This is a genomic window from Beutenbergia cavernae DSM 12333 (genome assembly GCF_000023105.1).
GTDB lineage: Bacteria > Actinomycetota > Actinomycetes > Actinomycetales > Beutenbergiaceae > Beutenbergia > Beutenbergia cavernae.
In genome coordinates this window covers 3,499,496-3,524,565 of the sequence record NC_012669.1, presented here as the reverse complement: position 1 = coordinate 3,524,565, position 25,070 = coordinate 3,499,496, and the positions used below count along the sequence as shown (strand labels likewise).

23 protein-coding genes and 1 tRNA gene are annotated in these 25,070 nt (G+C 71.7%); 13 read left to right on the top strand and 11 right to left on the bottom strand.

Annotation, left to right across the window (positions count from 1 at the left end; all coding sequences use genetic code 11):
• The first annotated feature begins 60 nt into the window (after window positions 1-60).
• Both BCAV_RS15960 and BCAV_RS15955 read left to right on the top strand, forming a co-directional pair.
• Window positions 61-1,290: an aminoglycoside phosphotransferase family protein gene (locus BCAV_RS15960; protein WP_015883653.1), complete on the top strand. Its 1,230-nt coding sequence runs from the start codon at window positions 61-63 to the stop codon at window positions 1,288-1,290.
• The gene (locus tag BCAV_RS15955; protein ID WP_015883652.1) at window positions 1,287-1,712 is read left to right on the top strand and encodes a hypothetical protein; all 426 of its coding nucleotides are present in this window, start codon (window positions 1,287-1,289) and stop codon (window positions 1,710-1,712) included. The genes BCAV_RS15960 and BCAV_RS15955 overlap by 4 nt, the downstream gene beginning before the upstream one ends.
• Before the next feature lie 186 nt (window positions 1,713-1,898).
• Here BCAV_RS15955 and BCAV_RS15950 read toward each other — a convergent pair whose 3' ends face one another.
• The 4 genes from BCAV_RS15950 to BCAV_RS15935 are packed head-to-tail and all read right to left on the bottom strand — an operon-like array spanning window position 1,899 to window position 5,723.
• Window positions 1,899-2,555 (bottom strand): response regulator transcription factor, encoded by a 657-nt coding sequence (locus BCAV_RS15950; protein ID WP_015883651.1) that lies wholly within the window; start codon window positions 2,553-2,555, stop codon window positions 1,899-1,901.
• On the bottom strand, window positions 2,552-4,141 hold the full coding sequence (locus tag BCAV_RS15945; protein ID WP_245528873.1) for a sensor histidine kinase: 1,590 nt from the start codon (window positions 4,139-4,141) through the stop codon (window positions 2,552-2,554). Before BCAV_RS15945 ends, BCAV_RS15950 begins: the two co-directional genes overlap by 4 nt.
• Window positions 4,098-4,433, bottom strand: coding sequence for a hypothetical protein (locus BCAV_RS23010; RefSeq protein ID WP_015883649.1), 336 nt, complete (start codon window positions 4,431-4,433; stop codon window positions 4,098-4,100). Before BCAV_RS23010 ends, BCAV_RS15945 begins: the two co-directional genes overlap by 44 nt.
• A gap of 42 nt (window positions 4,434-4,475) precedes the next feature.
• Window positions 4,476-5,723 (bottom strand): pyridoxal phosphate-dependent aminotransferase, encoded by a 1,248-nt coding sequence (locus tag BCAV_RS15935; RefSeq protein WP_043347367.1) that lies wholly within the window; start codon window positions 5,721-5,723, stop codon window positions 4,476-4,478.
• Window positions 5,724-5,908: 185 nt separating this feature from the next.
• On the opposite strand from BCAV_RS15935, the gene BCAV_RS15930 reads away from it, so the two are divergent.
• The 5 genes from BCAV_RS15930 (at window position 5,909) to rplA (ending at window position 8,512) form a co-directional block, all read left to right on the top strand.
• Window positions 5,909-5,981, top strand: a tRNA-Trp gene (locus tag BCAV_RS15930).
• 74 nt (window positions 5,982-6,055) lie between these two features.
• Window positions 6,056-6,319, top strand: a complete 264-nt coding sequence (gene secE / locus BCAV_RS15925) for a preprotein translocase subunit SecE (RefSeq protein WP_015883647.1) — start codon at window positions 6,056-6,058, stop codon at window positions 6,317-6,319.
• Window positions 6,320-6,386: 67 nt separating this feature from the next.
• On the top strand, window positions 6,387-7,166 hold the full coding sequence (nusG, locus tag BCAV_RS15920) for a transcription termination/antitermination protein NusG (protein ID WP_015883646.1): 780 nt from the start codon (window positions 6,387-6,389) through the stop codon (window positions 7,164-7,166).
• A gap of 90 nt (window positions 7,167-7,256) precedes the next feature.
• The gene (rplK, locus tag BCAV_RS15915; RefSeq protein ID WP_015883645.1) at window positions 7,257-7,688 is read left to right on the top strand and encodes a 50S ribosomal protein L11; all 432 of its coding nucleotides are present in this window, start codon (window positions 7,257-7,259) and stop codon (window positions 7,686-7,688) included.
• A 107-nt stretch (window positions 7,689-7,795) separates the two neighbouring features.
• Window positions 7,796-8,512, top strand: a complete 717-nt coding sequence (gene rplA, locus BCAV_RS15910) for a 50S ribosomal protein L1 (protein WP_015883644.1) — start codon at window positions 7,796-7,798, stop codon at window positions 8,510-8,512.
• A gap of 72 nt (window positions 8,513-8,584) precedes the next feature.
• On the opposite strand, the gene BCAV_RS15905 is transcribed toward rplA, so the two are convergent.
• Window positions 8,585-9,181 (bottom strand): hypothetical protein, encoded by a 597-nt coding sequence (locus tag BCAV_RS15905; RefSeq protein ID WP_015883643.1) that lies wholly within the window; start codon window positions 9,179-9,181, stop codon window positions 8,585-8,587.
• A gap of 1 nt (window position 9,182) precedes the next feature.
• On the bottom strand, window positions 9,183-9,587 hold the full coding sequence (locus tag BCAV_RS15900) for a DUF4383 domain-containing protein (protein ID WP_015883642.1): 405 nt from the start codon (window positions 9,585-9,587) through the stop codon (window positions 9,183-9,185).
• Window positions 9,588-9,957: 370 nt separating this feature from the next.
• Between BCAV_RS15900 and rplJ the strand changes: the two genes are divergently transcribed.
• The 4 genes from rplJ (at window position 9,958) to BCAV_RS15880 (ending at window position 18,746) form a co-directional block, all read left to right on the top strand.
• A complete protein-coding gene (gene rplJ / locus BCAV_RS15895; protein WP_015883641.1) occupies window positions 9,958-10,479 on the top strand; it encodes a 50S ribosomal protein L10 in 522 nt (173 codons plus the stop codon).
• A gap of 75 nt (window positions 10,480-10,554) precedes the next feature.
• Window positions 10,555-10,941, top strand: a complete 387-nt coding sequence (rplL, locus tag BCAV_RS15890; protein ID WP_015883640.1) for a 50S ribosomal protein L7/L12 — start codon at window positions 10,555-10,557, stop codon at window positions 10,939-10,941.
• A 312-nt stretch (window positions 10,942-11,253) separates the two neighbouring features.
• Window positions 11,254-14,763, top strand: coding sequence for a DNA-directed RNA polymerase subunit beta (gene rpoB, locus BCAV_RS15885; RefSeq protein ID WP_015883639.1), 3,510 nt, complete (start codon window positions 11,254-11,256; stop codon window positions 14,761-14,763).
• Between the two features lie 92 nt (window positions 14,764-14,855).
• Complete coding sequence (locus BCAV_RS15880; RefSeq protein ID WP_015883638.1) at window positions 14,856-18,746, top strand: DNA-directed RNA polymerase subunit beta'; 3,891 nt, start codon at window positions 14,856-14,858, stop codon at window positions 18,744-18,746.
• 72 nt (window positions 18,747-18,818) lie between these two features.
• Here BCAV_RS15880 and BCAV_RS15875 read toward each other — a convergent pair whose 3' ends face one another.
• The 5 genes from BCAV_RS15875 to BCAV_RS15855 form a co-directional block, all read right to left on the bottom strand.
• The gene (locus BCAV_RS15875; protein WP_015883637.1) at window positions 18,819-19,790 is read right to left on the bottom strand and encodes an ABC transporter ATP-binding protein; all 972 of its coding nucleotides are present in this window, start codon (window positions 19,788-19,790) and stop codon (window positions 18,819-18,821) included.
• Window positions 19,787-20,590 (bottom strand): ABC transporter permease, encoded by an 804-nt coding sequence (locus BCAV_RS15870; RefSeq protein WP_015883636.1) that lies wholly within the window; start codon window positions 20,588-20,590, stop codon window positions 19,787-19,789. Before BCAV_RS15870 ends, BCAV_RS15875 begins: the two co-directional genes overlap by 4 nt.
• Complete coding sequence (locus BCAV_RS15865; RefSeq protein WP_015883635.1) at window positions 20,583-21,404, bottom strand: ABC transporter permease; 822 nt, start codon at window positions 21,402-21,404, stop codon at window positions 20,583-20,585. Before BCAV_RS15865 ends, BCAV_RS15870 begins: the two co-directional genes overlap by 8 nt.
• 88 nt (window positions 21,405-21,492) lie before the next feature.
• Window positions 21,493-22,311, bottom strand: a complete 819-nt coding sequence (locus BCAV_RS15860) for a polysaccharide deacetylase family protein (RefSeq protein ID WP_015883634.1) — start codon at window positions 22,309-22,311, stop codon at window positions 21,493-21,495.
• Window positions 22,308-23,690, bottom strand: coding sequence for an MFS transporter (locus BCAV_RS15855; RefSeq protein ID WP_015883633.1), 1,383 nt, complete (start codon window positions 23,688-23,690; stop codon window positions 22,308-22,310). Before BCAV_RS15855 ends, BCAV_RS15860 begins: the two co-directional genes overlap by 4 nt.
• Window positions 23,691-24,163: 473 nt before the next feature.
• Here BCAV_RS15855 and rpsL point away from each other — a divergent pair, with 473 nt between their 5' ends.
• Both rpsL and rpsG read left to right on the top strand, forming a co-directional pair.
• Window positions 24,164-24,538 (top strand): 30S ribosomal protein S12, encoded by a 375-nt coding sequence (gene rpsL, locus BCAV_RS15850; RefSeq protein ID WP_015883632.1) that lies wholly within the window; start codon window positions 24,164-24,166, stop codon window positions 24,536-24,538.
• Window positions 24,538-25,008, top strand: coding sequence for a 30S ribosomal protein S7 (rpsG, locus tag BCAV_RS15845; RefSeq protein ID WP_015883631.1), 471 nt, complete (start codon window positions 24,538-24,540; stop codon window positions 25,006-25,008). The genes rpsL and rpsG overlap by 1 nt, the downstream gene beginning before the upstream one ends.
• Window positions 25,009-25,070: the final 62 nt, after the last annotated feature.

Here is a 25,070-nt window from a genome sequence, read left to right as displayed (position 1 = left end):
TGAGAAGGCTCTCATCGGCCGCTCATCGTGGCCTCACGTCCGCGCGATGTGCTGGGGCACATGATCACCACAGACGCGAGCGGGAGCAGGCCGGGCGCCGTCGTCGCCACGGAGGCGCGGGTGCGTGGGCTGCTGACCGGTGCGGGCCGCGACGACGTCGTCCGCGCCGCGCTCGGTGCCCGCCCGGACCAGCCGGTCGCCGTGCGCGTCGACCGCGTGCAGCATCGCGTCGGGCTCGGTGTCAGCGTCGGGTACGACGTGCGCTACGGCGCGGCGCAGGACTACCTCGTCGTCTCGTCGGCGCCGCTCGACGGCGCGGGCCTGGCCCGGCTCGAGCGCGACGGCCTCGTGCTCCACGCCTGGCGACACCCGCACGACCCGGCGCTGCCCGGACTCGCTGCCGCGTGCGACGTCGCGACCGTCGCGCGCTGGCTGCCGGGCACGGCGACGCTCGAGTTCTGCTCGTACCGGCCGCTGCGGCGGGCGGTGGTGCGCGCCGTGGGCGCCGACGGCGCTGCCGTCGGGTACCTCAAGGTGGTGCGGCCCGGAGCTGCCACGGACCTGGTGCGGAGGCACGACCTGCTCGCCGACGCAGGCGTCCCGGCGCCGCTCGTGCTGACCGCGCCGACGCCCGGCGTCGTCCTGCTCACGCCGGCGCCGGGAACGCCCCTGCTCGACGCCCCGGTGCGACCGCGGATGGCTGACGTCCTCGACGTGCTGGAGGAGCTCGGGACCGAGCCGCTCGCTCTGCCCGCGCGGCCGTCCTGGGCGGACCGCGTCGAGGTCCACGCCGACGGCGCGGTCGCAGCTCTCGGGACGCCGTCGTCCCGCCCGCTCGAGCTCGCGGCGCGGCTGCGCCGGGTCATGGACGCTCATGACGCCGGCCCGCTCGTCGCGACGCACGGCGACCTCCATCCCGGCAACCTCTTCGTCGCCGACGGTGAGGTCAGCGCGCTCATCGACGTCGACTCCCTCGGCCCCGGGCACCGCGTCGACGACGTCGCCTGCCTGCTCGCGCACCTCAGCCAGGCCGCCGTCACGACCGACGTCGGCGCCCTGCGGACGCTCACGGCCTGGCTGCCGGACGCCGTCGCCCACCTGCCCCGCGGCGTCGGGTATCCCGCGCTCGCGGCCCGTGCGGGCGCCGTCGTCCTCTCCCTCGTCGGTGTCGCTGCCAGCGCGGCGCACCGGTGGCGACTCCTCGCACTCGCGCGCGCCTGGTGCGTGAGCGCGGAGACCGCACGTCTCGACCCCCTGATGCACCACCTCACGAGAAGGAGCAGTTCATGAAGCGCACCACCTGGATGGTCACCGGAGCCCTCGGCGTCCTGGGCGTCGTCGGGACCGCGGCGGCAGCGATGGCGGACGGTCTGCCGGACCGCGACGCGGGTGACGACGTCGTCGTCGACGCGCCGGCCACCCCGGACGCCACGACGAGCCCGACGTCGAGCGGGACCGAGGCCTCGAACGCGGAGCAGGGCACGACGCCGAGCGTCTCGCCCACGCAGGTCGGACCGGACAGCGCGGTGACGGCCGTGACCGTGACCTCGGCGCCGACGGCGGCCAGCGCGGCCACGGCAGTGAGCCCGGCCAGCCCGGCCACGCCGGCGAGCCCGGCGACCGCGCAGTCGCCGGCCAGCCCGGTCTCACCGGTCACCCCGGCGAGCCCGGCCAGCGCGACGTCCGCCGCCAGCCCGGCCTCGGGCGACTGACGCCCCGGCCACCCCGAACCGAACGGCCCCCGGCGACGCGAGTCCCGGGGGCCGTTCGCCGTGCCTCCGCGCCGCGGAGCTGATCAGCTGCGGCGTTGAGGACTGGTCCGGGTCCCCGCGCGGGCCGCAGACCTCGCTCTTGCCGAGGTCGAACCGGACATCCTGCCGCGGGCGGCGAGCGATCGGTCAGTCGAGGCGGTACCCCATGCCGCGGACGGTGGTGACGAGGTCGGCCCCGAGCTTGCGGCGCAGGTACCGGACGTACACGTCCACGACGTTGGACCCGGGGTCGAAGTCGTAGCCCCACACGCGCGAGAGGAGCTGCTCCCGGCTGAGGACCTGCCCGGGGTGCCGCAGGAACGTCTCGGCGAGCGCGAACTCGCGCGCCGAGAGGTCCACCTCGCGTCCGTCGACCCGGGCACGCCGGGACCGCAGGTCGAGCTCGAGCTCGCCGTGGCGCAGCACCGTCGGCTCGTCGGCGACGGCGCCGCGCAGGCGCAGCCGCACGCGCGCGAGCAGCTCCTCGAACCGGAACGGCTTCGCCATGTAGTCGTCGGCGCCGCCCTCGAGCCCGGCGACGGTGTCGGTCACCGAGTCCCGTGCGGTGAGGATGACGACGGCGATCGGGTTGCCCTGGGCGCGCAGTCGCCGCAGGACCGACAGTCCGTCCCCGTCGGGGAGCCCGAGGTCGAGCACGAGCAGGTCGAAGTCGCCGGTCGAGGCGAGGTCGAACGCCTCGCGGGCGGTCGGCACCACCGTCGGGACGAACCCGGCGGCACGCAGACCCTTGGCGACGAACGCGGAGATCCGTTCGGAGTCCTCCGCGATGAGGATCTGGCTCATGGGGCCTCCTGCTGCCTGGCCGGGGGGTCCGCGGCGTCGTGGGGGGCGTCGGCGTCGGGGTCGGGCAGGCCGGCGTCCGGGATCCGCAGCGTCACCGTGGTGCCGCGCCCGGGCGCGCTGTCGAGCGTCACGCTCCCGCCGTGCGCGTGGGCGATGGAGGCGACGATGGCCAGCCCGAGGCCGGAGCCGTCGCCGCGAGCGCGGGCGGTCGAGCCTCGAGCGAATCGTTGGAACACGTGGGCCTGCTCCTCCTCGGCGATCCCGATGCCTTCGTCTCGCACCCACAGCTCGAGCGCGCCGTCACCGGACCACGCGCCGCCGAGCCCCACGGTCGAGCCGTCGTCGGAGAAACGCACGGCGTTCGAGGCGAGCTGGAGCAGCGCCTGCGTCAGGCGTTGGGGGTCGAGCTCGGCGGTGCCCTCGGGAAGCGCGTCCAGCCGCCACCGTCGCTCGCCGAGCGGGCGGGCCTTCGCCAGCACCTCGTCCACGAGCACCGCCACGTCCACCTCCCGGCGCCGCACGAAGTCCGGCCGCTCGGCGCGGGCGAGCGTCACGAGGTCGTCGACGAGGCCGTACATGCGGTCCAGCTCGTCCATCGCCAGCGCGCGGGTCTGCGCGGCGTCCTCGGGATCCGCCGGGTCCATGAGCTCGAGGTGCCCGCGGACCACCGTCAGGGGCGTCCGGAGCTCGTGCCCGACGTCGTCGAGCAGCTGCCGCTGGTCCGCGAACGACGTCTCGAGGCGGTCCAGCATGTCGTTGACGGTCACGGTGAGGTCGGCGAGGTCGTCGTTGCCGACCACGGGGATGCGCGCGGACAGGTCGGACTCCGAGATCTCCTGCGCCGTGCGTCGCACCAGCCGGATCGGTCGCACGACGCGGCCGACGACGAGCCAGCCGACGAGCGCGATCCCGGCCAGGGCGACGGCGGCCATGGCCGCGTACTGCCGGTACGTCGCGGCCAGGGCGGCCTGCTCGGAGCCGCGATCGAACGCGACGACGAGCGCGGCGGGCGGCGCATCGCCGACCCGCACGGGGGCGACGGCGTACCGGTAGTCGGCGGTCGGCGTCACCGTCCGCGTGATCGTCGCCCGCTCGGCGAGCTCGGCGCCCTCCAGCTCGCTCACGAAGGCGGCGTCGGTGTGGGGCTGGATGCCGCTGACCTCGGCGAACTGCAGGACGCCCCAGGAGCCGTCGGCGCGCGTCCCGATCGAGAACGCGCCCTCGTACCGCGCGGGCACGACGCGCTGCAGGGACACCCGCAGCACCTGCTCGGCCGACGTGAACGGCTCGCCCGTGCTCGGGTCGACGTCCCCGGCGGCGATCGCCCGCAGCTCCTCGACGGTGCGCTCGAGCGTGTCGTCGAGCCGGTCGTCCAGCCTGGCGCGCTCGATGCCGTACGCCGTCACTCCGGCCGCGGCGAGGGCCAGGCCCGACAGCGCGACCAGCGCGGCGAGCACCCGGGCGCGCACGCTCCAGCCGCGGCGCGACCAGGTGCGCCGCGCCGCCGGGGCCTCGGCCGGCTCGGTCCGGCCCGTCGACCGCTCAGCCATCGTCGTCGTCGAGATCGTCGTCGGGGTCGTCGTCATCGTCGTCGTCGTCGACGGGCGGCGGGGGCGGCACCGGCACGGGCGCGGTCGTCGGGGACGTGGGTGAGGGGGACGGCGTCGGCGTCGTCGACGGCGTGGGCGTCGGCGTCGGGTCGGGTGTCGGCGTCACCGTCGGGGCGTCGATCACCACGACCTCGCCGAGGTCGACGTCCTGCGTGCCGGAGCGCACGCCGTCGACGGCCCGCGCGATCCCGAACACGAGCGCGCCGACGAGCGCCGCCGTCGCGAGCGCTGTCGCGAGGCGGCGTCCCAGCGTCGGCCCGGAGCTCACATCGCGAGTATCCACGCGGGCGATGAGAAGCAGATGAGAGGCTCAGCCGGCCTCGGCGAGCAGGGCGGCGACCCTGTCGACGCCTTCGGCCAGGTCGTCGTCGCCCAGGGCGTAGGAGAAGCGCAGGTACCCGCTCGGGCCGAACGCCTCGCCGGGCACCACGGCGACCTCGACCTCGTCGAGGATGAGCGAGGCGAGCTCTGCGGACGTCGTCGGCGTGACGCCGCGGATCGTGCGCCCCAGCACCCCCTCGACGCTCGGGTACGCGTAGAACGCGCCCTTCGGCGTCGGGCACACGACGCCGTCGATCGCCGACAGCTTCGCCACGATCGTGCGGCGGCGCCGGTCGAAGGCGGCGCGCATGTGCTCGACGGCGGACAGGTCCCCGGTCAGCGCGGCGATCGCAGCCCGCTGGGAGACGTTCGCGACGTTCGACGTGAGGTGCGACTGCAGGTTGGTCGCGGCCTTGACGACGTCGGTCGGGCCGATCATCCAGCCGACGCGCCACCCGGTCATCGCGTAGGTCTTCGCGACGCCGTTGAGCACGATCGACGTGTCCGCCAGCTCCGGCACGGCGCGCACGATCGGGGTGAACACCGCGTCGTCGTACACGAGGTGCTCGTAGATCTCGTCGGTGATGACCCAGATCCCGTGCTCGAGCGCCCAGGCGCCGATCGCCGCCGTCTGCTCGGGCGAGTACACGGCGCCGGTGGGGTTCGACGGCGAGCAGAACAGCAGCACCTTCGTCGCGGGGGTCCGCGCCGCCTCCAGCTGCTCCACGGTCACGAGGTACCCGGCGTCCGCGCCGGCGAAGACCTCGACCGGCACGCCGCCCGCCAGCCGGACGGCCTCCGGGTAGGTCGTCCAGTACGGAGCCGGGAGCAGCACCTCGTCGCCGGGGTCGACGATCGCGGCGAACGCCTGGTACACGGCCTGCTTCCCGCCGTTCGTCACGAGCACGCTCGACGGCGACACCTCGTAGCCGGAGTCGCGCAGCGTCTTCGCGGCGACCGCCTCGCGCAGCGCGGGGAGCCCGGCTGCGGGGGAGTACCGGTGGTTGGCGGGATCCTGCGCGGCGGCGACAGCGGCGGCGACGATGTAGTCAGGCGTGGGGAAGTCCGGTTCGCCCGCGCCGAACCCGATGACCGGCCGGCCCTGGGCCTTGAGCGCCTTCGCCTTCGCGTCGACGGCGAGCGTCGCCGACTCCGCGATGGCGGCGAGGCGCGCGGAGACACGGTTCCTGGTGCCGGCGTGGACGGGGGCGGAGGGCTGCGCGGTGACGTCGCTCACGTGCTCTATCGTGGCAGACGCCGGCCCGTCCGCGGCCCGGTCGTCTCCCGGCGGGCAGCCCGCTCGGCACCCGTGGACCGGTTCGACCGCGACCGTCCGCTTCGCGTACAGTGGACCCCCGGTGGTCCCGACCATCACGCTGAAGCGCGCCCTGGAGGCAGCTTCGGGGTGGGTCGTCCCGCCGTAGGGCAGTGGCGCAATTGGTAGCGCACCGGTCTCCAAAACCGGCGGTTGTGGGTTCGAGTCCCGCCTGCCCTGCTCGAGCGGATCGCACGCTCGAACAGCGAACGCCCGAACACGCAGCATCCCGATCCGACCCGAGACGAGGACCCGTGACCGACTCCGCGAATGCCGCCCGCACGTCGCGGCCCGCGGCGGGGCCGCCGGCGAAGCGCAACCTCTTCGCGCGGATCGCACTGTTCGTGCGTCAGGTCATCGCCGAGCTCAAGAAGGTCGTCCGGCCCACCCGGTCGGAGCTCATGACGTACACGGCGGTCGTGATCGTGTTCGTCCTCGCCGTGATGCTGTACGTCGGCGTGCTGGACTTCGGGATCGGCAAGCTCGTGCTCTGGGTGTTCGGCCGGGACAGCGCGTAGCCGCTCGGCCCGAGAGTCCCGCAGCACCCAGCCCTCACGGCATCCGAGATAGAAAGCAGGTCAGGACGTGTCCGAGTCCACAACAGGGCCCACCACCGGTGAGTCCCTCGACGACGCTGCCGCGACCCCGGTCGCGGAGGCCGGCGTCGATGTGGCCGAGCCCACCCCGGCCGAGCCCACCTCCGACGAGCCCACCTCCGACGAGCCCGCAGCGGACGACGCAGCAGAGGCAGAGGTCGAGGTCGAGGAAGACCCGCTGACGGCGTTCCGTCGCGAGCTCCAGGCGCAGCCGGGCGACTGGTACGTCGTGCACTCCTACGCGGGCTACGAGAAGCGCGTGAAGGCGAACCTCGAGAGCCGGACGCAGAGCCTCAACATGGAGGAGTACATCTTCCAGGTCGAGGTCCCGGAGGAGGACGTCGTCGAGATCAAGAACGCGCAGCGCAAGGTGGTCCGCCGCGTGCGGATCCCCGGCTACGTGCTGGTGCGGATGGACCTCACCGACGAGTCGTGGGGCGCGGTGCGGCACACGCCCGGCGTCACCGGCTTCGTGGGTCACACCCACCAGCCCGTGCCGCTGACGACGTCGGAGGTCGTCTCGATGCTGGCCCCGACGCTCGAGGCGAAGGCGCCCGCCACCAAGCCGGGTGCCGCTCCGGCCGCCGCGCCGATCGAGGTCGAGTTCACCGTCGGTGAGTCCGTCACGGTCACGGACGGCCCGTTCGACACACTCCCGGCGACGATCTCCGAGATCGCCCCGGAGTCGCAGAAGCTCAAGGTCCTCGTCTCCATCTTCGGCCGGGAGACCCCGGTCGAGCTGTCGTTCAACCAGGTCGCCAAGATCTGACCGCCGCAGGCGGCGCACGACAGCACACGTCAGGCACTGCAACCGGGTCATCGCCCACGGCGTCGGCCCACGAACAGCAAGGAACCACGCATGCCCCCCAAGAAGAAGGTCACCGGCCTCATCAAGCTCCAGATCCAGGCCGGCGCGGCCAACCCGGCGCCGCCGATCGGCCCCGCGCTCGGTCAGCACGGCGTCAACATCATGGAGTTCTGCAAGGCGTACAACGCCGCGACCGAGGCGCAGCGCGGGAACGTCATCCCCGTCGAGATCACCGTGTACGAGGACCGCTCGTTCACGTTCATCACGAAGACCCCGCCGGCCGCGGAGCTCATCAAGAAGGCCGCCGGCGTCGCGAAGGGGTCGGCCACGCCGCACACCGCGAAGGTCGCCTCGCTCACTCGTGAGCAGGTCCGTGAGATCGCGCAGACGAAGCTCGCCGACCTCAACGCGAACGACATCGACGCCGCCGAGAAGATCATCGCCGGCACCGCCCGGTCGATGGGTGTCACCGTTACCGACTGACACCACAGCACCACCAGCGAGACCCTCGCCCGCCCACCCGGGGCGGGCGAGAAGTGGCAGGGTCCGCGCGGACCCACGAGACCACGACTGCAACGAAGGAGCAGAGCATGACCGCGCAGAGCAAGAACTACCGCAAGGCCGCCTCGGCGATCGACCGCGACCGGCTGTACGCCCCCCTCGAGGCCGTGCGCCTCGCGAAGGCCGGGGCGAGCACGAAGTTCGACTCGACGGTCGAGGTCGCGTTCCGCCTCGGCGTCGACCCCCGCAAGGCGGACCAGATGGTCCGCGGCACGGTGAACCTGCCGCACGGCACGGGCAAGACCGCCCGTGTCCTCGTCTTCGCCGTCGGCGAGCGTGCCGAGCAGGCCCGCGCCGCCGGCGCCGACGAGGTCGGCGGCGACGAGCTCATCGAGAAGGTGGCGGGCGGCTACGTCGACTTCGACGCCGCCGTGGCGACGCCGGACCTCATGGGCAAGGTCGGCCGCCTCGGCCGCGTGCTCGGCCCGCGTGGCCTCATGCCGAACCCGCGCACCGGCACGGTGACGATGGACGTGGCGAAGGCCGTCGAGGAGATCAAGGGCGGGAAGATCGACTTCCGCGTCGACAAGCACGCCAACCTCCACGTCGTCGTCGGCAAGGCGTCGTTCGACGAGACGGCGCTCGTGGAGAACTACGCGTCCGTGCTCGACGAGGTGCTCCGGCTCAAGCCGTCGTCCTCGAAGGGCCGGTACATCGTCAAGGCCACGCTGTCGACGACGATGGGCCCGGGCATCCCGCTGGACGCGTCGAAGACCCGCAACCTGACGGGCGAGGACGCCGCCTGAGGCGTCGCCCCACCCACGGCCGACGGCCCGGACCCTCGCGAGGGTCCGGGCCGTCGGCCGTCCGGGTGGAGCTCAGCCGTGGCCGCCGTGGTCCGTGTGGCCGTGGGGGACCGCGAGCTCGCCGGCGTCGGTCGCCGCGAGCCCCGCGGTCGTCACCGCGGCGACGAGCAGCGCCCCGATCGTGAGGGCGGCCAGGGTGCGCGGGCCGCCCGCCGGCCGGGCGCCGCGCGGCACGTGACGTACCGACCGGGCGGAGCACCACGCGGTGAGCAGGAGCAGCGCGATCGCCGCGGCGTCGTCGGAACCCGGCAGCGTGGCGGAGGGGACGAGGACGAGCAAGGCCCCCGGCGCCAGCGCGTAGGCGGCGGCCCACACGGCGGCACTCCCTGCCGCCAGGCCGGCGACCGTGCGGGGACGCACGACGCGTCCTGTGGCCAGGGTGGCGAGCGCCGAGCAGACGGCGCCCGCCCCGAGGGCGAGGGTCGCGACCGCCGCGAGCATGGCCGACGACGACGCGAGCTCGGCCCCGCACGCGAACGCGACGAGCCCGGCCCCGAGCGCGCTGAGCGCCTGCCACCCGACCATCGCCGGGGCGCCGGTGCGGAGCCGCTGGGCGGGCTGCGCCTCCGGCGCCCCACGAGCGGGCGAGAGTGTCGCCGTCGTCGTCATCTCACGCGCTCGCCTCGGTGACGGCGGCACGGTCCTGGCTGAGTCCGACCGCCAGCAGGAGGACGGCGCTGGCCAGGTGCAGCACGTTGTCGGCCGTGTTGAGGGCCAGGATGTTGAGGCTCGACGACGCGAGGAACAGGCCGAGCACACCGACGAGAAGGTACACGGCGCCGATGGTGGTGTTCGTGGCACGGCCGCCGGCGACCGAGCGCGACGCGATCAGCAGCGCGGCGCCGATGCCGACGTGCACGATGTTGTGCAACGGGTTCACGTCGAAGACGATGAGCGTCGCACCCTCGGTTCCCGCGAAGCCGACTCCGCCGGTCACGGCGAAGCCCGCCAGGCCGACGAGCAGGTACACGCTGCCGAAGATGGCGGCGAGCAGGCGATTCGGGCTGCTGGACATGTCCTGTTCCTCTCCTCATGCCGGGCCGGGCCCGGCAGCGCGCCGCCCGTCCTGGGTCGGCGGAGCCCGTAGGCTCGCCCTGGGTTCGGAGCCGCGCCCCGGACGGATGGGTCCGGCGGCGAGCCGACGGTGCGAGCACCGGTCCGGAGCATCGCCGCGCGTCCGGTAGACTTCTCGGCTGTACCTCAGACCGCCGGTCGCCCGGCTGCGCACAAGCGCGGCGGGTGCGAAGTTCCTCCGGGAAGCCAGCGCAGGTGCGAGCTCGACGAAGGGTCGCGTCCCCGGACGTGTCGCCCGCCCACGAGCCCCGCGCCGGCGCGGGGCTCTTCTCGTCGGAGCGTCCGGTGGACGACCACCGGAAAGGAATGCCATGGCGAGGCCTGACAAGGCGGCCGCCGTCGCCGAGCTGACGGAGAAGTTCCGTTCCTCGAGCGCCGCCGTGCTCACGGAGTACCGCGGCCTGACGGTCGCGCAGCTCAAGGCGCTGCGGACCTCGCTCGGGGGCTCGGCGCACTACGCCGTCGTGAAGAACACCCTCACCGCCATCGCGGCGAAGGAGGCCGGCATCGACGCGTTCGAGGGCCAGCTGTCCGGCCCGACGGCGATCGCGTTCGTCGAGGGCGACCCGGTCGCCGCGGCGAAGGGCCTGCGCGACTTCGCGAAGGCGAACCCCGCGCTGGTCATCAAGGCCGGCGTGCTCGACGGCAAGGCGATCACGTCCAGCGAGATCACGGCACTCGCCGACCTCGAGTCGCGTGAGGTCCTGCTGGCGAAGGCCGCGGGTGCGTTCAAGGCCAAGCTGTACCAGGCCGCGTACCTGTTCACGGCGCCCGCGTCCCAGGCGGTGCGCACCATCGACGCCCTGCGCGAGAAGCAGGCAGACGCCGCGTAAGCGACGTCGTTCCACCATCACCACCACCCGGTGCTCGCGCAGCAGGCACGGGACACGACAGGAAGGAACGCCATCATGGCGAAGCTCAGCACCGACGAGCTGATCGAGGCTTTCAAGGAGCTCACGCTCATCGAGCTCTCGGAGTTCGTCAAGCAGTTCGAGGAGACCTTCGAGGTCACCGCCGCTGCTCCGGCCGCCGTCGCGGTCGCCGCTCCGGCAGGCGGCGCCGCCGAGGAGGCCGAGGAGGAGAAGACGGAGTTCGACGTCGTCCTCGAGACGGTCGGCAGCGCGAAGATCGCCGTCATCAAGGAGGTGCGCACGATCACGGGTCTCGGTCTCAAGGAGGCCAAGGACCTCGTCGACGGCGCGCCGAAGCCGGTTCTGGAGGCCGCCACCAAGGAGGCCGCCGACAAGGCGAAGGAAGCCCTCGAGGGCGCCGGCGCCACGGTCACCGTCAAGTGACTCCTCGCTGAACCGCTCCCCGGCGCTGCGGCGCCGGGGGACACAGCGCAGAGGCCCGCACCGCGTCACGCGGTGCGGGCCTCGCCGCGTGTTCGCCCGCGTGTCGCTCCCACCGACATCGCGGCGCGAGGTAGACAATGCTTCGCTCCGCAGGTATGCTGTCGCTTTGCGCTGTCCTGTGCCCCGCCTCCCCGCTCTCCGTCCGGTTCGTGACCATGCCCCGCGCCCTGGGTCCGGTCCGTGTCGGGGCGTGCGGTCCTGCGGGGTCCTGACGGCGCGCGTGCACCCCCTTTTCGCAGGGAAGGACCCCTCTTGGCTGCCTCGCGCACCCCTTCGAACGCTGACGCCATCGCTACCCGTACTGCCTCGCGAAGGGTTTCCTTCGCGAAGATCACGGAGCCGCTCCAGGCACCGGATCTTCTGAGCCTCCAGACCAACAGCTTCGACTGGCTGCTCGGCAACGAGCGCTGGCGCGCTCGGGTCGACGCGGCGGCGAGCAAGAACGTCTCGGTCCCCTCGTCGTCGGGCCTCGAGGAGATCTTCTCCGAGATCTCCCCGATCGAGGACTTCGGCGGGTCGATGTCGCTCTCGTTCCGCGACCACCGCTTCGAGCCGGCGAAGTACACGCCGGAGGAGTGCAAGGAGAAGGACTTCACCTACTCCGCGCCGCTCTTCGTGACCGCCGAGTTCGTCAACTACACGACCGGCGAGATCAAGTCGCAGACCGTGTTCATGGGCGACTTCCCGCTGATGACCGAGCGCGGCACGTTCATCATCAACGGCACCGAGCGCGTCGTCGTCAGCCAGCTCGTGCGTTCGCCGGGCGTCTACTTCGAGCGCACGCCTGACAAGACGTCCGACAAGGACGTCTTCACCGCGAAGATCATCCCCAGCCGCGGCGCGTGGCTCGAGTTCGAGATCGACAAGCGTGACGCCGTCGGCGTGCGCGTCGACCGCAAGCGCAAGCAGTCGATCACCGTCTTCCTCAAGGCGCTCGGCCTGTCCGAGGCGGAGATCCGCGAGCAGTTCGCCGACTACCCGGTCGTGATCGAGACGCTCGAGAAGGACACGGTCAACACCCGTGAGGAGGCGCTGCTCGACATCTACCGGAAGATCCGGCCGGGCGAGCCGCCCACGGTCGAGGCCGGCGCCGCGCTGCTCGAGAACTTCTACTTCAACCCGAAGCGCTACGACCTCGCGAAGGTCGGTCGCTACAAGATCGACAAGAAGCTCGGCCTCGACGCGCCTCTCACCGACTCGGTGATGCAGGTCGCCGACGTCGTCGCCACGATCAAGTACCTCGCCGCGCTGCACAAGGGCGTCACGGAGCTCACCGGCACGCGTTCCGGCGAGGAGGTCGCCCTGCGCGTCGAGACCGACGACATCGACCACTTCGGCAACCGCCGCATCCGCGCCGTCGGCGAGCTCATCCAGAACCAGGTCCGCACCGGGCTGTCGCGCATGGAGCGGGTCGTCCGCGAGCGGATGACGACGCAGGACGTCGAGGCGATCACGCCGCAGACCCTGATCAACATCCGCCCCGTGGTGGCGTCGATCAAGGAGTTCTTCGGCACGTCGCAGCTGTCCCAGTTCATGGACCAGAACAACCCGCTCGCGGGCCTGACGCACAAGCGGCGTCTGTCGGCCCTCGGCCCCGGCGGGCTGTCCCGTGACCGCGCCTCGATGGAGGTCCGGGACGTCCACCCGTCGCACTACGGCCGCATGTGCCCGATCGAGACGCCGGAAGGCCCGAACATCGGCCTCATCGGTTCGCTCGCGACGTACGCGCGCATCAACCCGTTCGGGTTCGTGGAGACGCCGTACCGCAAGGTCGTCAAGGGGAAGGTGACGGACGACGTCGTCTACCTCACGGCCGACGACGAGGACCGCCACGTCATCGCCCAGGCCAACGCGCCGCTGTCGGAGAAGAGCACGTTCGTCGAGGCCACCGTCCTGGTGCGCACCCGTGGCGGCGAGGCGGAGCTCGTCCCGGCCGCCGAGGTGGACTACATGGACGTCTCGCCGCGCCAGATGGTGTCGGTCGCGACGGCGATGATCCCGTTCCTCGAGCACGACGACGCGAACCGCGCGCTCATGGGCGCGAACATGCAGCGGCAGGCGGTGCCGCTCGTCCGGAGCGAGGCGCCGCTGGTCGGCACCGGCATGGAGCGTCGTGCGGCCGTCGACGCCGGCGACGTCATCGTCGCCGCGAAGCCGGGCGTCGTCGCCGAGGTGTCAGCCGACGCGATCGTCGTCGCCCAGGACGACGGGACGACGTTCACGTACAAGGTCGCGAAGTTCCACCGCTCGAACCAGGGAACCTCCTACAACCAGCGTGTGCTGGTCTCCGAGGGCGCTCGGGTCGAGGTCGGCTCGGTGCTCGCGGACGGCCCGGCGACGGACGAGGGCGAGCTGGCGCTCGGCCGGAACCTCCTCGTGGGCTTCATGTCCTGGGAGGGGCACAACTACGAGGACGCGATCATCCTGTCGCAGCGCCTCGTGGCCGAGGACGTGCTCTCCTCGATCCACATCGAGGAGCACGAGGTCGACGCCCGCGACACGAAGCTCGGCCCCGAGGAGATCACGCGGGACATCCCGAACGTCTCCGAGGAGGTCCTGGCGGACCTCGACGAGCGCGGCATCATCCGGATCGGTGCCGAGGTCGGTGCGGGCGACGTGCTCGTCGGCAAGGTCACCCCGAAGGGCGAGACCGAGCTGACCCCGGAGGAGCGGCTGCTCCGCGCGATCTTCGGCGAGAAGGCGCGCGAGGTCCGCGACACGTCCCTCAAGGTGCCGCACGGCGAGTCCGGCACGGTCATCGGCGTGCGCGAGTTCAACCGGGAGGACGGCGACGAGCTGCCTCCGGGCGTGAACCAGCTCGTGCGGGTGTACGTGGCGCAGCGCCGGAAGATCACCGACGGCGACAAGCTCGCCGGCCGTCACGGCAACAAGGGCGTCATCTCGAAGATCCTCCCGATCGAGGACATGCCGTTCCTGTCCGACGGCACGCCGCTCGACATCGTGCTCAACCCGCTCGGCGTGCCGGGCCGGATGAACGTCGGCCAGGTCCTCGAGACGCACCTCGGGTGGGTCGCCAAGCAGGGCTGGGACGCCGGGATCGAGGACGCCAAGAAGGGCAAGCTCCCGAGCTGGGCGCAGCACCTCGACCGTGGCGCGCTCCAGGGCGAGCCGGGTACGCCGGTCGCCACGCCGGTCTTCGACGGCGTTCGCGAGGACGAGCTGGCGGGTCTCCTGGACTCCACGCTCGTCACGCGTGACGGCGAGCGGCTCGTGGACTCCAGCGGCAAGGCGCTGCTGTTCGACGGTCGCAGCGGTGAGCCGTTCCCGGAGCCGATCGCCGTCGGCTACATGTACATCCTCAAGCTGCACCACCTGGTCGACGACAAGATCCACGCGCGCTCGACCGGTCCGTACTCGATGATCACGCAGCAGCCGCTGGGCGGTAAGGCGCAGTTCGGCGGTCAGCGGTTCGGCGAGATGGAGGTGTGGGCGCTCGAGGCGTACGGCGCGGCCTACGCGCTGCAGGAGCTCCTCACCATCAAGTCCGACGACGTCCCGGGCCGCGTGAAGGTCTACGAGGCGATCGTCAAGGGGGAGAACATCCCCGAACCCGGCATCCCGGAGTCCTTCAAGGTCCTCATCAAGGAGATGCAGTCGCTCTGCCTGAACGTGGAGGTGCTGTCCAGCGACGGCACGTCCATCGAGATGCGCGACACCGACGAGGAGGTGTACCGGGCCGCCGAGGAGCTCGGGATCGACCTCTCGCGGCGACCCGACGCCAGCAGCGTCGAAGAGATCTGAGCCGCGTCCGGCGTCCGCCCGCCACGGGCGGACGCCGGCGGCCCAGGTCATCACCCTTACTCGTGGTGTCACACCGAAGGAAGTAGGAGAACTTGCTCGACGTCAATGTCTTCGACGAGCTGCGCATCGGTCTCGCGACAGCCGACGACGTCCGTGCCTGGTCGCACGGCGAGGTCAAGAAGCCCGAGACGATCAACTACCGCACCCTCAAGCCCGAGAAGGACGGACTCTTCTGCGAGAAGATCTTCGGCCCCACCCGGGACTGGGAGTGCTACTGCGGGAAGTACAAGCGCGTCCGCTTCAAGGGCATCATCTGCGAGCGGTGCGGCGTCGAGGTCACCCGCTCGAAGGTGCGCCGTGAGCGGATGGGCCACATCGAGCTCGCCGCGCCGGTCACGCACATCTGGTACTTCAAGGGCGTCCCGTCGCGCCTCGGCTACCTGCTCGACCTCGCCCCGAAGGACCTCGAGAAGGTCATCTACTTCGCGGCGTACATGATCACCGAGGTCGACGACGAGCGCCGGCACACCGACCTGCCGAGCCTCCAGAACGAGATCGACCTGGAGCGCGGCGAGGTGGCGAAGCGTCGCGACCTCGACATCGAGGCGCGCGCCCAGCGGCTCGAGGCCGACCTGGCCGAGCTCGAGGCAGAGGGCGCGAAGGCTGACGCACGCCGCAAGGTGCGCGACTCCGCCGAGCGCGAGATGGCGCAGATCCGCAAGCGGTCCGACGCCGAGCTCGACCGGCTCGAGCGCGTGTGGGACCGCTTCAAGAACCTCAAGGTCGCCGACCTCGAGGGCGACGAGCTCCTGTACCGCGAGCTCGAGCAGCGCTACGGCTCGTACTTCACGGGCTCGATGGGCGCCGCGGCGATCCAGAAGCGTCTCGAGACGTTCGACCTGGACGCCGAGGCCGAGGCGCTGCGCGAGACGATCCGCTCCGGCAAGGGGCAGCGCAAGACGCGCGCTCTCAAGCGGCTCAAGGTCGTCAACGCGTTCATGACGACGACGAACTCGCCGCTCGGCATGGTGCTCGACTGCATCCCGGTCATCCCGCCGGACCTGCGCCCCATGGTGCAGCTCGACGGTGGCCGGTTCGCGACGAGCGACCTCAACGACCTGTACCGCCGGGTCATCAACCGGAACAACCGGCTCAAGCGTCTGCTCGACCTCGGCGCGCCCGAGATCATCGTGAACAACGAGAAGCGGATGCTGCAGGAGGCCGTCGACGCGCTGTTCGACAACGGCCGCCGCGGCCGACCGGTCACCGGTCCGGGCAACCGCCCGCTGAAGTCGATCTCCGACATGCTCAAGGGCAAGCAGGGGCGGTTCCGCCAGAACCTGCTCGGCAAGCGCGTCGACTACTCGGGCCGCAGCGTCATCGTCGTCGGCCCGCAGCTGAAGCTGCACCAGTGCGGCCTGCCGAAGCAGATGGCGCTCGAGCTGTTCAAGCCGTTCGTCATGAAGCGGCTCGTCGACCTCAACCACGCGCAGAACATCAAGTCCGCGAAGCGGATGGTGGAGCGCGCGCGGTCGGTCGTGTGGGACGTGCTGGAAGAGGTCATCACGGAGCACCCCGTGCTGCTCAACCGGGCGCCCACGCTGCACCGTCTGGGCATCCAGGCGTTCGAGCCGCAGCTCGTCGAGGGCAAGGCGATCCACCTGCACCCGCTCGTCTGCGCCGCGTTCAACGCGGACTTCGACGGCGACCAGATGGCCGTCCACCTGCCCCTGTCCGCCGAGGCGCAGGCCGAGGCGCGCATCCTCATGCTCTCGAGCAACAACATCCTCAAGCCGTCGGACGGCCGTCCGGTGACCATGCCCTCCCAGGACATGATCATCGGCCTGTACCACCTGACGAGCGACAAGGACGAGGCGCTCGGCGCCGGGCGTTCGTTCTCGTCGATCGCCGAGGCGATCATGGCGTTCGACGCCGGAGGGCTCGACCTCAACGCGGTCGTCAAGATCCGGTTCACGGACCTCGTGCCGCCGACCGGGTTCGAGGCCCCCGAGGGGTGGACCGAGGGCGAGTCGCTGCTGTTCGAGACCACCCTGGGTCGCGCGCTGTTCAACGAGGCGCTGCCCGTGGACTACCCGTTCGTGAACGGGGTCGTCGGCAAGGGCGAGCTCTCGGTGATCGTCAACGACCTGGCCGAGCGGTACCCGAAGGTCGAGGTCGCCGCGAGCCTGGACGCGCTCAAGGAGGCCGGCTTCTCGTGGGCCACCCGGTCGGGTGTCACCATCGCGATCTCGGACGTCGTCACGCCGTCCCGCAAGAAGGAGATCGTCGAGTCGTACGAGAAGAAGGCCGCCAAGGTCCAGGGTCAGTACGAGAAGGGTCTGATCACCGACGAGGAGCGCCGTACGGAGCTCATCGACATCTGGACCCAGGCGACCAACGACGTCGACGCGGCGATGCGGGAGAACTTCCCGGAGCGCAACACGGTCAACCGCATGGTCGGCTCCGGGGCGCGAGGCAACTGGATGCAGGTGCGCCAGATCGCCGGTATGCGTGGCCTGGTGGCGAACCCGAAGGGCGAGATCATCCCGCGCCCGATCCTCTCGAACTACCGCGAGGGTCTGTCGGTCGTCGAGTACTTCATCGCGACGCACGGCGCTCGGAAGGGTCTGGCGGACACCGCGCTGCGGACCGCCGACTCCGGGTACCTCACGCGTCGTCTGGTGGACGTGTCGCAGGACGTCATCATCCGTGAGGAGGACTGCGGCACCGACCGTGGCCTCGTCACGACGATCGCCGAGGTCGGCCCGGACGGCGTCCGTCGCCGTTCCGAGACCGTCGAGACCGGTGCGTACGCCCGCACGCTCGCGACCACCGTCACGAGCGAGGACGGCACCGTGCTCGCGGAGGGCGGCGACGACGTCGGCGACGTGCTCATCTCGCGCCTCGTCGAGGCCGGGGTCGACACGATCAAGGTGCGCTCGGTCCTCACGTGCGCCTCGCGGGTCGGCACGTGCGCGAAGTGCTACGGCCGGTCGCTCGCGACGGGCAAGCTCGTCGACGTCGGCGAGGCGGTCGGCATCATCGCCGCCCAGTCGATCGGTGAGCCGGGCACGCAGCTGACGATGCGCACGTTCCACACCGGTGGCGTCGCCTCGGCGGACGACATCACGCAGGGTCTGCCGCGCGTGCAGGAGCTGTTCGAGGCCCGCACCCCCAAGGGTGAGGCGCCGATCAGCGAGGTCGCCGGCCGGATCGCGATCGACGAGACCGACCGCACGCGTCGGATCGTCGTCACGCCGGACGACGGCGCCGAGGAGATCGTGTACCCGATCACGAAGCGGTCGCGGCTGCTCGTGAACGACGGCGACCACGTGGCGGTGGGCCAGCAGCTCATCGCCGGTGCGGTCGACCCGAAGAAGGTGCTGCGCATCCTCGGCCCGCGTGCCGTGCAGAAGCACCTGGTCGACGAGGTGCAGGAGGTCTACCGCTCGCAGGGCGTGGACATCCACGACAAGCACATCGAGGTCATCGTCCGGCAGATGCTGCGGCGGGTCACCGTGCTCGACTCCGGTGAGGCGAACCTGCTGCCCGGCGAGCTCGCCGAGCGTGGGCGCTTCGAGGACGAGAACCGGCGCGTCGTGTCCGAGGGCGGGACCCCGGCCTCCGGCCGGCCCGAGCTCATGGGCATCACGAAGGCGTCGCTCGCGACGGACTCGTGGCTCTCGGCGGCCTCCTTCCAGGAGACGACGAAGGTGCTCACGGAGGCGGCCCTCAGCGGGCGCAGCGACTCGCTGCTCGGCCTGAAGGAGAACGTCATCCTGGGCAAGCTCATCCCGGCGGGTACCGGTCTTCCGCGGTACCGCAACGTGCGGGTGGAGCCGACCGAGGAGGCGAAGGCCGAGCTGTACCCGAGCTTCGGGTACGACGAGATCGACTACCTCCCCCTCGGCACCGGCTCCGGCGAGGCGATCGCGCTGGAGGAGCTCGACCTCGGTCGCGGCTACGAGGCGGACTATCGCTGAGGCGCACAGTCCCTGACGACGACGGCCCGGTCACCTTCCGAAGGTGACCGGGCCGTCGTCGTCGGCGTTCGTTCAGCCGCCGGCCGAGAGGTAGAGCCGCCGGACGACGTCCTCGATGTCGGGCTCCTCGATCGAGAGGTCACGGACGGCGGCCCGCGGCGTGACGGCGGTGAGGACGTCGACGGCGCTGGTCGCGTCGGGGGAGAACGCCAGGCGTTGCCGCAGGCCGTCGGACTCCGTGCCGACGAGCTGCGTGCCCGGGATGTCGTCGAGCGGGCGGGTGGGCGTGAGCAGGTCGAGCACGAGCACGCGGTCGGCGCCGACGCGCTGCACGAGCCCGGGCAGGGTGCCGTCGAAGATGCACCGGCCGTGGTCGACGACGACGATCCGCTCCGTGAGGCGCTGGACGTCGTCCATGTCGTGCGTCGTGAGGAGCAGGGTCGTGCCGTGCTCCGCGCGGCGCTCCACGAGGAACTCGCGCAGCCGCTCCTTGCTGAGCACGTCGAGGCCGATGGTCGGCTCGTCGAGCACGAGGAGCCGCGGGTCGTGCAGCAGCGCGGCGGCGATCTCGCCGCGGATCCGCTGCCCGAGGCTCAGCTGGCGCACCGCGGTGTCGAGGAAGGAGCCGAGGTCGAGGCGGCCGACGAGCTCGTCGGTGCGCCGTCGCAGCGCCTGAGGTGCGAGACCGTGGATCGCGCCGAGCGCACGGTAGGACTCGGCGAGCGGCAGGTCCCACCACAGCTGGGAGCGCTGCCCGAACACGACGCCGATCTCGCGGGCGAGGGCGCGGCGCTCCCGGTGCGGGTCCCGGCCGCACGTGCGGATCGTGCCCGCCGTCGGCACGAGGATCCCGGTGATCATCTTGATCGTCGTCGACTTCCCGGCGCCGTTCGCGCCGAGGTAGCCGATCGCGGCGCCGTCGGCCACGTCGAGCGTGAGGTCGTGCACGGCCTCGACCACCCGGCGCGTGCGGCGCAGGCCACGGCCGGACCGCACGACGAAGTCGCGGCCGAGGCCGCGCGCGGAGATGATGGCCTCGGTCATGATCCGGCTCCCGTGTAGTGACGAAGTCCCGCACGCCACGCGAGCAGCGCGACGCCCCAGATGCCGATGGCGGCGAGCGGGGTGAGCCAGCCCAGCCAGGACGGCGTACCGAACGGCCCGGGCAGCCCGAGGAGGGCGAGGGTCGGCAGGTACGCCGTGAACGCCGCCGGCACGACGAACGTGAACAGCACCCGCATCGGCAGCGTGAAGATGCTCGTCGGGTAGCCAGCGGCGTAGGAGCCGCCGTACGTGAACGCGTTGGCGAACTCCCGGCCCTCGACGAGCCAGAACTGCAGGGCAGCCGCGCACACGAACAGGGCGGCGAAGATCGCCGCCCCGGTCACCGGCGTCAGGACGAGCAGGACGACGCGGCCGGCGTCCCAGTCGATGTCGTTGAGCGGCAGCGCGACGAACAGGATCGCGACGGCGAACGCGGTGCGGCCGAGCCGTCGCAGCTGCAGGTCGCTCGTGATCAGCTGCGCCAGCACCGGGAGCGGGCGCAGCAGGAACGCGTCGAGCGTGCCCGTGCGGATGTACGTCGGGATCGTGTCGATGTGCCCGACGACGAGATCGGCGACGCTGAACCCGATGTTCGCGAGGGCGAAGAGCAGGACCGCGCCGGCGAAGTCGAGCTCACCCAGCACGTCCACCTGGGCGAAGATGATGTACACCTCGGCGAACTCGAGGAGCCCGATCGCGAGCGAGCCGAGCAGGTCCATCGCGAACGACGTGCGGTAGGTCAGCTGGGACCTCAGCCGGCTGGCGAGGATCGCGCGGTACGGGGCGAAGCCGTCAGCCACCCTGCACCACCAGCTTCCGGGCGCCCGCCGTCAGCAGGAAGCGGCCGGCCAGGAGGAGCCCGATCGCCCAGGCGGCCTGCGCGCCGAGCAGCGCCAGTGCCGCCGAGCCCTGCGCGCGGCCCATGACGATGTCGATCGGGTGCTGCAGCATCGACGGGAACGGCGTCGCGGCGGCGATGCGTGCGAGCCAGTCCGGGAACCAGTGCACCGGGATGATCAGCCCGCACAGCACGTTGCTCGCGACGAGGTAGAGCGTCGTGACCCCGCGCAGCTCGACGAGCCAGAACGCGGCGAGGTTGACGAGCCAGGTGCACGCGAACGAGATGACGACGGCGAGCACGAGGCTGAGCGCGCCGAGCACGTACGGTAGGAGCTGGGCCGGGAGCGCGAGGCCCGTGACGAGCGCGCCGACGAGAAGCGGGGGAGCCCCGCGCGGCACGAGCTGGTAGGCGGCGCGCCCGAGGTCCGCCGCGAGGTACGCGGCCTGCGGGTCGACCGGCCGCGAGAGGTCGATGGCGATGTCGCCCGTGCGGATGCGCTGCGCGAGGTCCGAGGACCCGAACACGTTGACCGGCGCGAGGAACGCCTGTGCCAGCCATGCGTACGTCGCTCCGGCGATCGGGTCGTACCCCGCGACCGTTCCCCCCGCGGCTCCGATCGCGCCCATGGTGATGGCTGCCTTGATGAGCCCGAAGACGGTGTTGGTGAAAGCCCCGGCCGCGGCCGCCGCGCGGTAGGTGGACCAGCGCCGGAAGCCCGTCCTCGTCAACGCTCCGAGGGCGCGCGGGCGGGCCAGGAGCGGCGTCAGGGACACGAGCGCGAGAACTTACTCGCGCGCCCCGGGGCGGTCAAGGGTGTCGGCGTGTCGCCGTCGTCGGCCCGGCCCTCGGGTGCGCTGGTGCCTACCAGTGCGTGAGCGTGAAGGCCTCGAGCGCCGTCCGGAACACGGGGTCGCGCAGCACGGCGTGCTCCCAGGCGCGCTTGCGCGCCTCGTCGTCGTCGGCCAGGCGGTCGCTGGCGAGCGAGGGGTGGAGGAACATCTCGCTCAGTCCCTCGGGGAGCATCTCCAGCTGCAGGAGGTAGGAGGCGCGCAGGCTCTCGTAGTCCGGGATGAGCCCGGCCGGGCGCGGGTCGCTCGTGACCATGCGCGGGAGGCGCACGCCGAGGCCGTCGGCGGCGACGACGCTGGCCGCGTGCGGCGCGGACGGCTCGTCGTCATCGGGTGAGGCGAACGCGGCGAAGATGCGGGGGAGGCGGAACCCGAGGCGCTCGCGCGCGGCGATGTCGAGCGCCTCGGCGACGACGCCCGGCCCGGTGAGTCCGTAGAGCGCGACCGTGTGCAGGTCCAGGTGCGTCACCCGGATGCCGGCGTCGCGCAGCAGGCCCAGCTGGGCCTCGATCTCCGCGTGGACGTCGGCCGAGGTCGCGGTGGCGAGCGTGTCGCGGACCTCGACCGGGAAGTAGCCGTCGGCGTCGGCCAGCGCGCTCCTGCCCGACGCCGGTCGCCACCGCGTGTGCGGCGCCGTCGACGTGAACGTCACGTGCAGGCCGACGGCGATCTCGAGCGAGCCGGCGACGGCGAGGGCCTCCTCGGCGGCGTCGGCCACGGTGATGATGCTCGTGGCCGTGACGAGGCGGTCGCGCGCCAGCGACGTGATGGCGGCGTTGGACTCGGGGTCGATGCCGAAGTCGTCGGCCGTGAGGATGAGCTCCCGGGTCATCGCTGCTCGTCCATCCGTTCGGCGGCGATGACGGCGTCGATGTCCGGCGGCGTGACGTCGTCGTCGAAGCGGACGAACCGGGCGGCGATCGCGGCGAGCGCCAGGAACGCCGCGGGAGCGACGACCGCCAGGAACAGGCCCGCCTGGTCCGGGCGGTCACCGGGGTTGTCGCCGCTCCGGAACCCGAACAGCGCGCCGGCGAGCACGAACGCGGCTCCGCGGACGAGTCCGTTGAGCCGGTTGAAGAACCCGATCGCCGCGAGGAACATGCCCTCGCGGTGCACGCCCGTCCGCAGGGTGTCCTCGTCCAGCAGCTTCGCGACGACGAGGTCCGCCGTCGCGAGGACGCCCGAGTACCCGACACCGATGACGATGCCGCAGACGACCGCGACGACGAAGTCGCGGGCGAGCAGCATCGGGAGCATCGCGACGGCGAACGCGACGAGCGCCCACTGCCACGTCCAGAGCGCGCCGCGCCGTCGGACCACGGCCGTCCACAGCGGGAGGCACGCCACCGCCACGAGCAGCACGGACGCGAACAGGACGGACGTCTGCCAGGCGGCCAGGACGAGCGTGTACTCCGCGAGGAACGGGATGGCCGCGATGATGAGTCCCGTGGCACCCGCGTACAGGCCACCCGTGATCGCGACCGCCCAGAACTTCGCGGTGCTGAAGATGACCTTGACCGAGTCCCAGATGCGCGGACCCGGCTCGGTCTGGACGGCGGGGTTCTCCTTCGCCCCGAGGGCCGACCACAGGATGACCGCCGCGGCGACGACTCCGTACACGATCGCCGTCGTCGCGTAACCGAGCAGGTCCACGACGATCGGCGTCAGTGCGATGCCGATCACCATGGCGGCGAGCTGGAACGCCTGCCGGACGGCGTTGGCCTTCGCCCGTTCGCGCTCGCCGGGGAACATCTCGGGCAGGAGGGCGCCGTAGCTCGCGTTGATCAGGGAGTCGACGGTCTCCATCCCGATCGCGAACACCGCGAACCAGACGAGGATGACGACGTCGCTGGCGTTCTCGGGCGGGGAGAAGAACACGACGAGCGCGAGGGCCAGTACCGGTGCGCCGACGACCAGCCAGGGCTTCCGCCTGCCCCATCGGCTCCGGGTCCGGTCCGTGAGGTAGCCGAAGACCGGGTTGTCGACGGCGTCGATGATCGCGTAGGCGACCATGACGATCCCGTACCAGTACGTGTCGAGCCCCAGCTCGTCGACGTAGTAGATCGTCATGTACGCGCGGAACATATTGATCGGCAGCGAGGTGCCGAACATGCCGACGCCGTACCGCAGTGCGCTCGCACCGCGTCGCGGGTCCACCACGGCGGGGGCGCCCCCGCCGGACGGGGCGTGGGCCCCGGCGCTGTTCGTCATGCCGGCCTCCGTCCGCGGCGCCCGCACGGGCGCGGCCGGTCTCACGCTAGCGGCGCGGTAGGGTCCGAGGGGAGGACACGCCGCCGTCCGCATGCCGCTCCCGGACCGGCGGAGCTGGCAGCGGAGATGATGGCGCCGCACGACGACGACGGCGTCGGGCCGCCGCACCGTGACGCGCGTCCCATCCTTTGACCGCAGGCACGGCGGCAGGTACCCTGGTCGACAGTGCCCGCGAAGGCGGGTCCTCGCGTGCGCGCGAACTCCTATCGGTGAGTCTGATCGACTCGGCCCGGAGTGAGCGCGGGTGGCCGTCGCCGCCAGGCGCTCCCGACCGTTTCTCATCGTGACGGCTCTCGGGCGCCCCGGCCCGGCGACACGCCCGAGCGCGGGGACGACGTCGGCGTGGTCAGCAGTTCGACGAACTGAACGCACCACCGACAGAACACCAGCAGGTCTCGCGAGACGGAGATGTAGTGCCCACGATCCAGCAGCTGGTCCGCAAGGGCCGCAAGGACAAGGCCACCAAGACGAAGACCCCGGCGCTCAAGGGTTCGCCCCAGCGTCGTGGCGTGTGCACCCGCGTGTACACGACGACCCCGCGCAAGCCGAACTCGGCGCTGCGCAAGGTGGCTCGCGTCAAGCTGTCCAGCCAGATGGAGGTCACTGCCTACATCCCGGGCGTGGGCCACAACCTCCAGGAGCACTCGATCGTGCTCGTGCGCGGCGGCCGGGTCGCCGACCTGCCGGGCGTGCGCTACAAGATCGTGCGCGGCGCACTGGACACCCAGGGAGTTCGCGGTCGCCAGCAGGCCCGCAGCCGCTACGGCGCGAAGAAGGAGAAGAAGTAATGCCTCGCAAGGGCCCCGCCCCGAAGCGGCCGCTCGTCGTCGACCCGGTCTACGGATCGCCGACAGTCACGCAGCTCGTCAACCGTGTGCTCGTGGACGGCAAGAAGTCCACCGCCGAGCGGATCGTCTACGGCGCCCTCGAGGGTGTGCGCGACAAGACGCAGGGCGACCCGGCGACGGTGCTCAAGCGCGCGCTGGACAACGTCCGCCCCTCGCTCGAGGTCAAGTCCCGCCGGGTCGGCGGCACCACCTACCAGGTGCCGGTCGACGTTCGCCCGTCGCGCGCCACGGCGCTCGCGATGCGCTGGCTCGTCGACTACTCCCGCGTCCGTCGTGAGAAGACGATGACGGAGCGGCTCATGAACGAGATCCTCGATGCCTCGAACGGGCTCGGCGCGGCGGTGAAGCGTCGCGAGGACACCCACAAGATGGCCGAGTCCAACAAGGCGTTCGCGCACTACCGCTGGTAGGACACCCCTCCACGGCGCCCACCCGGCACCGGCGGAGCACCCCGCTCGAGACGACCAGAAGA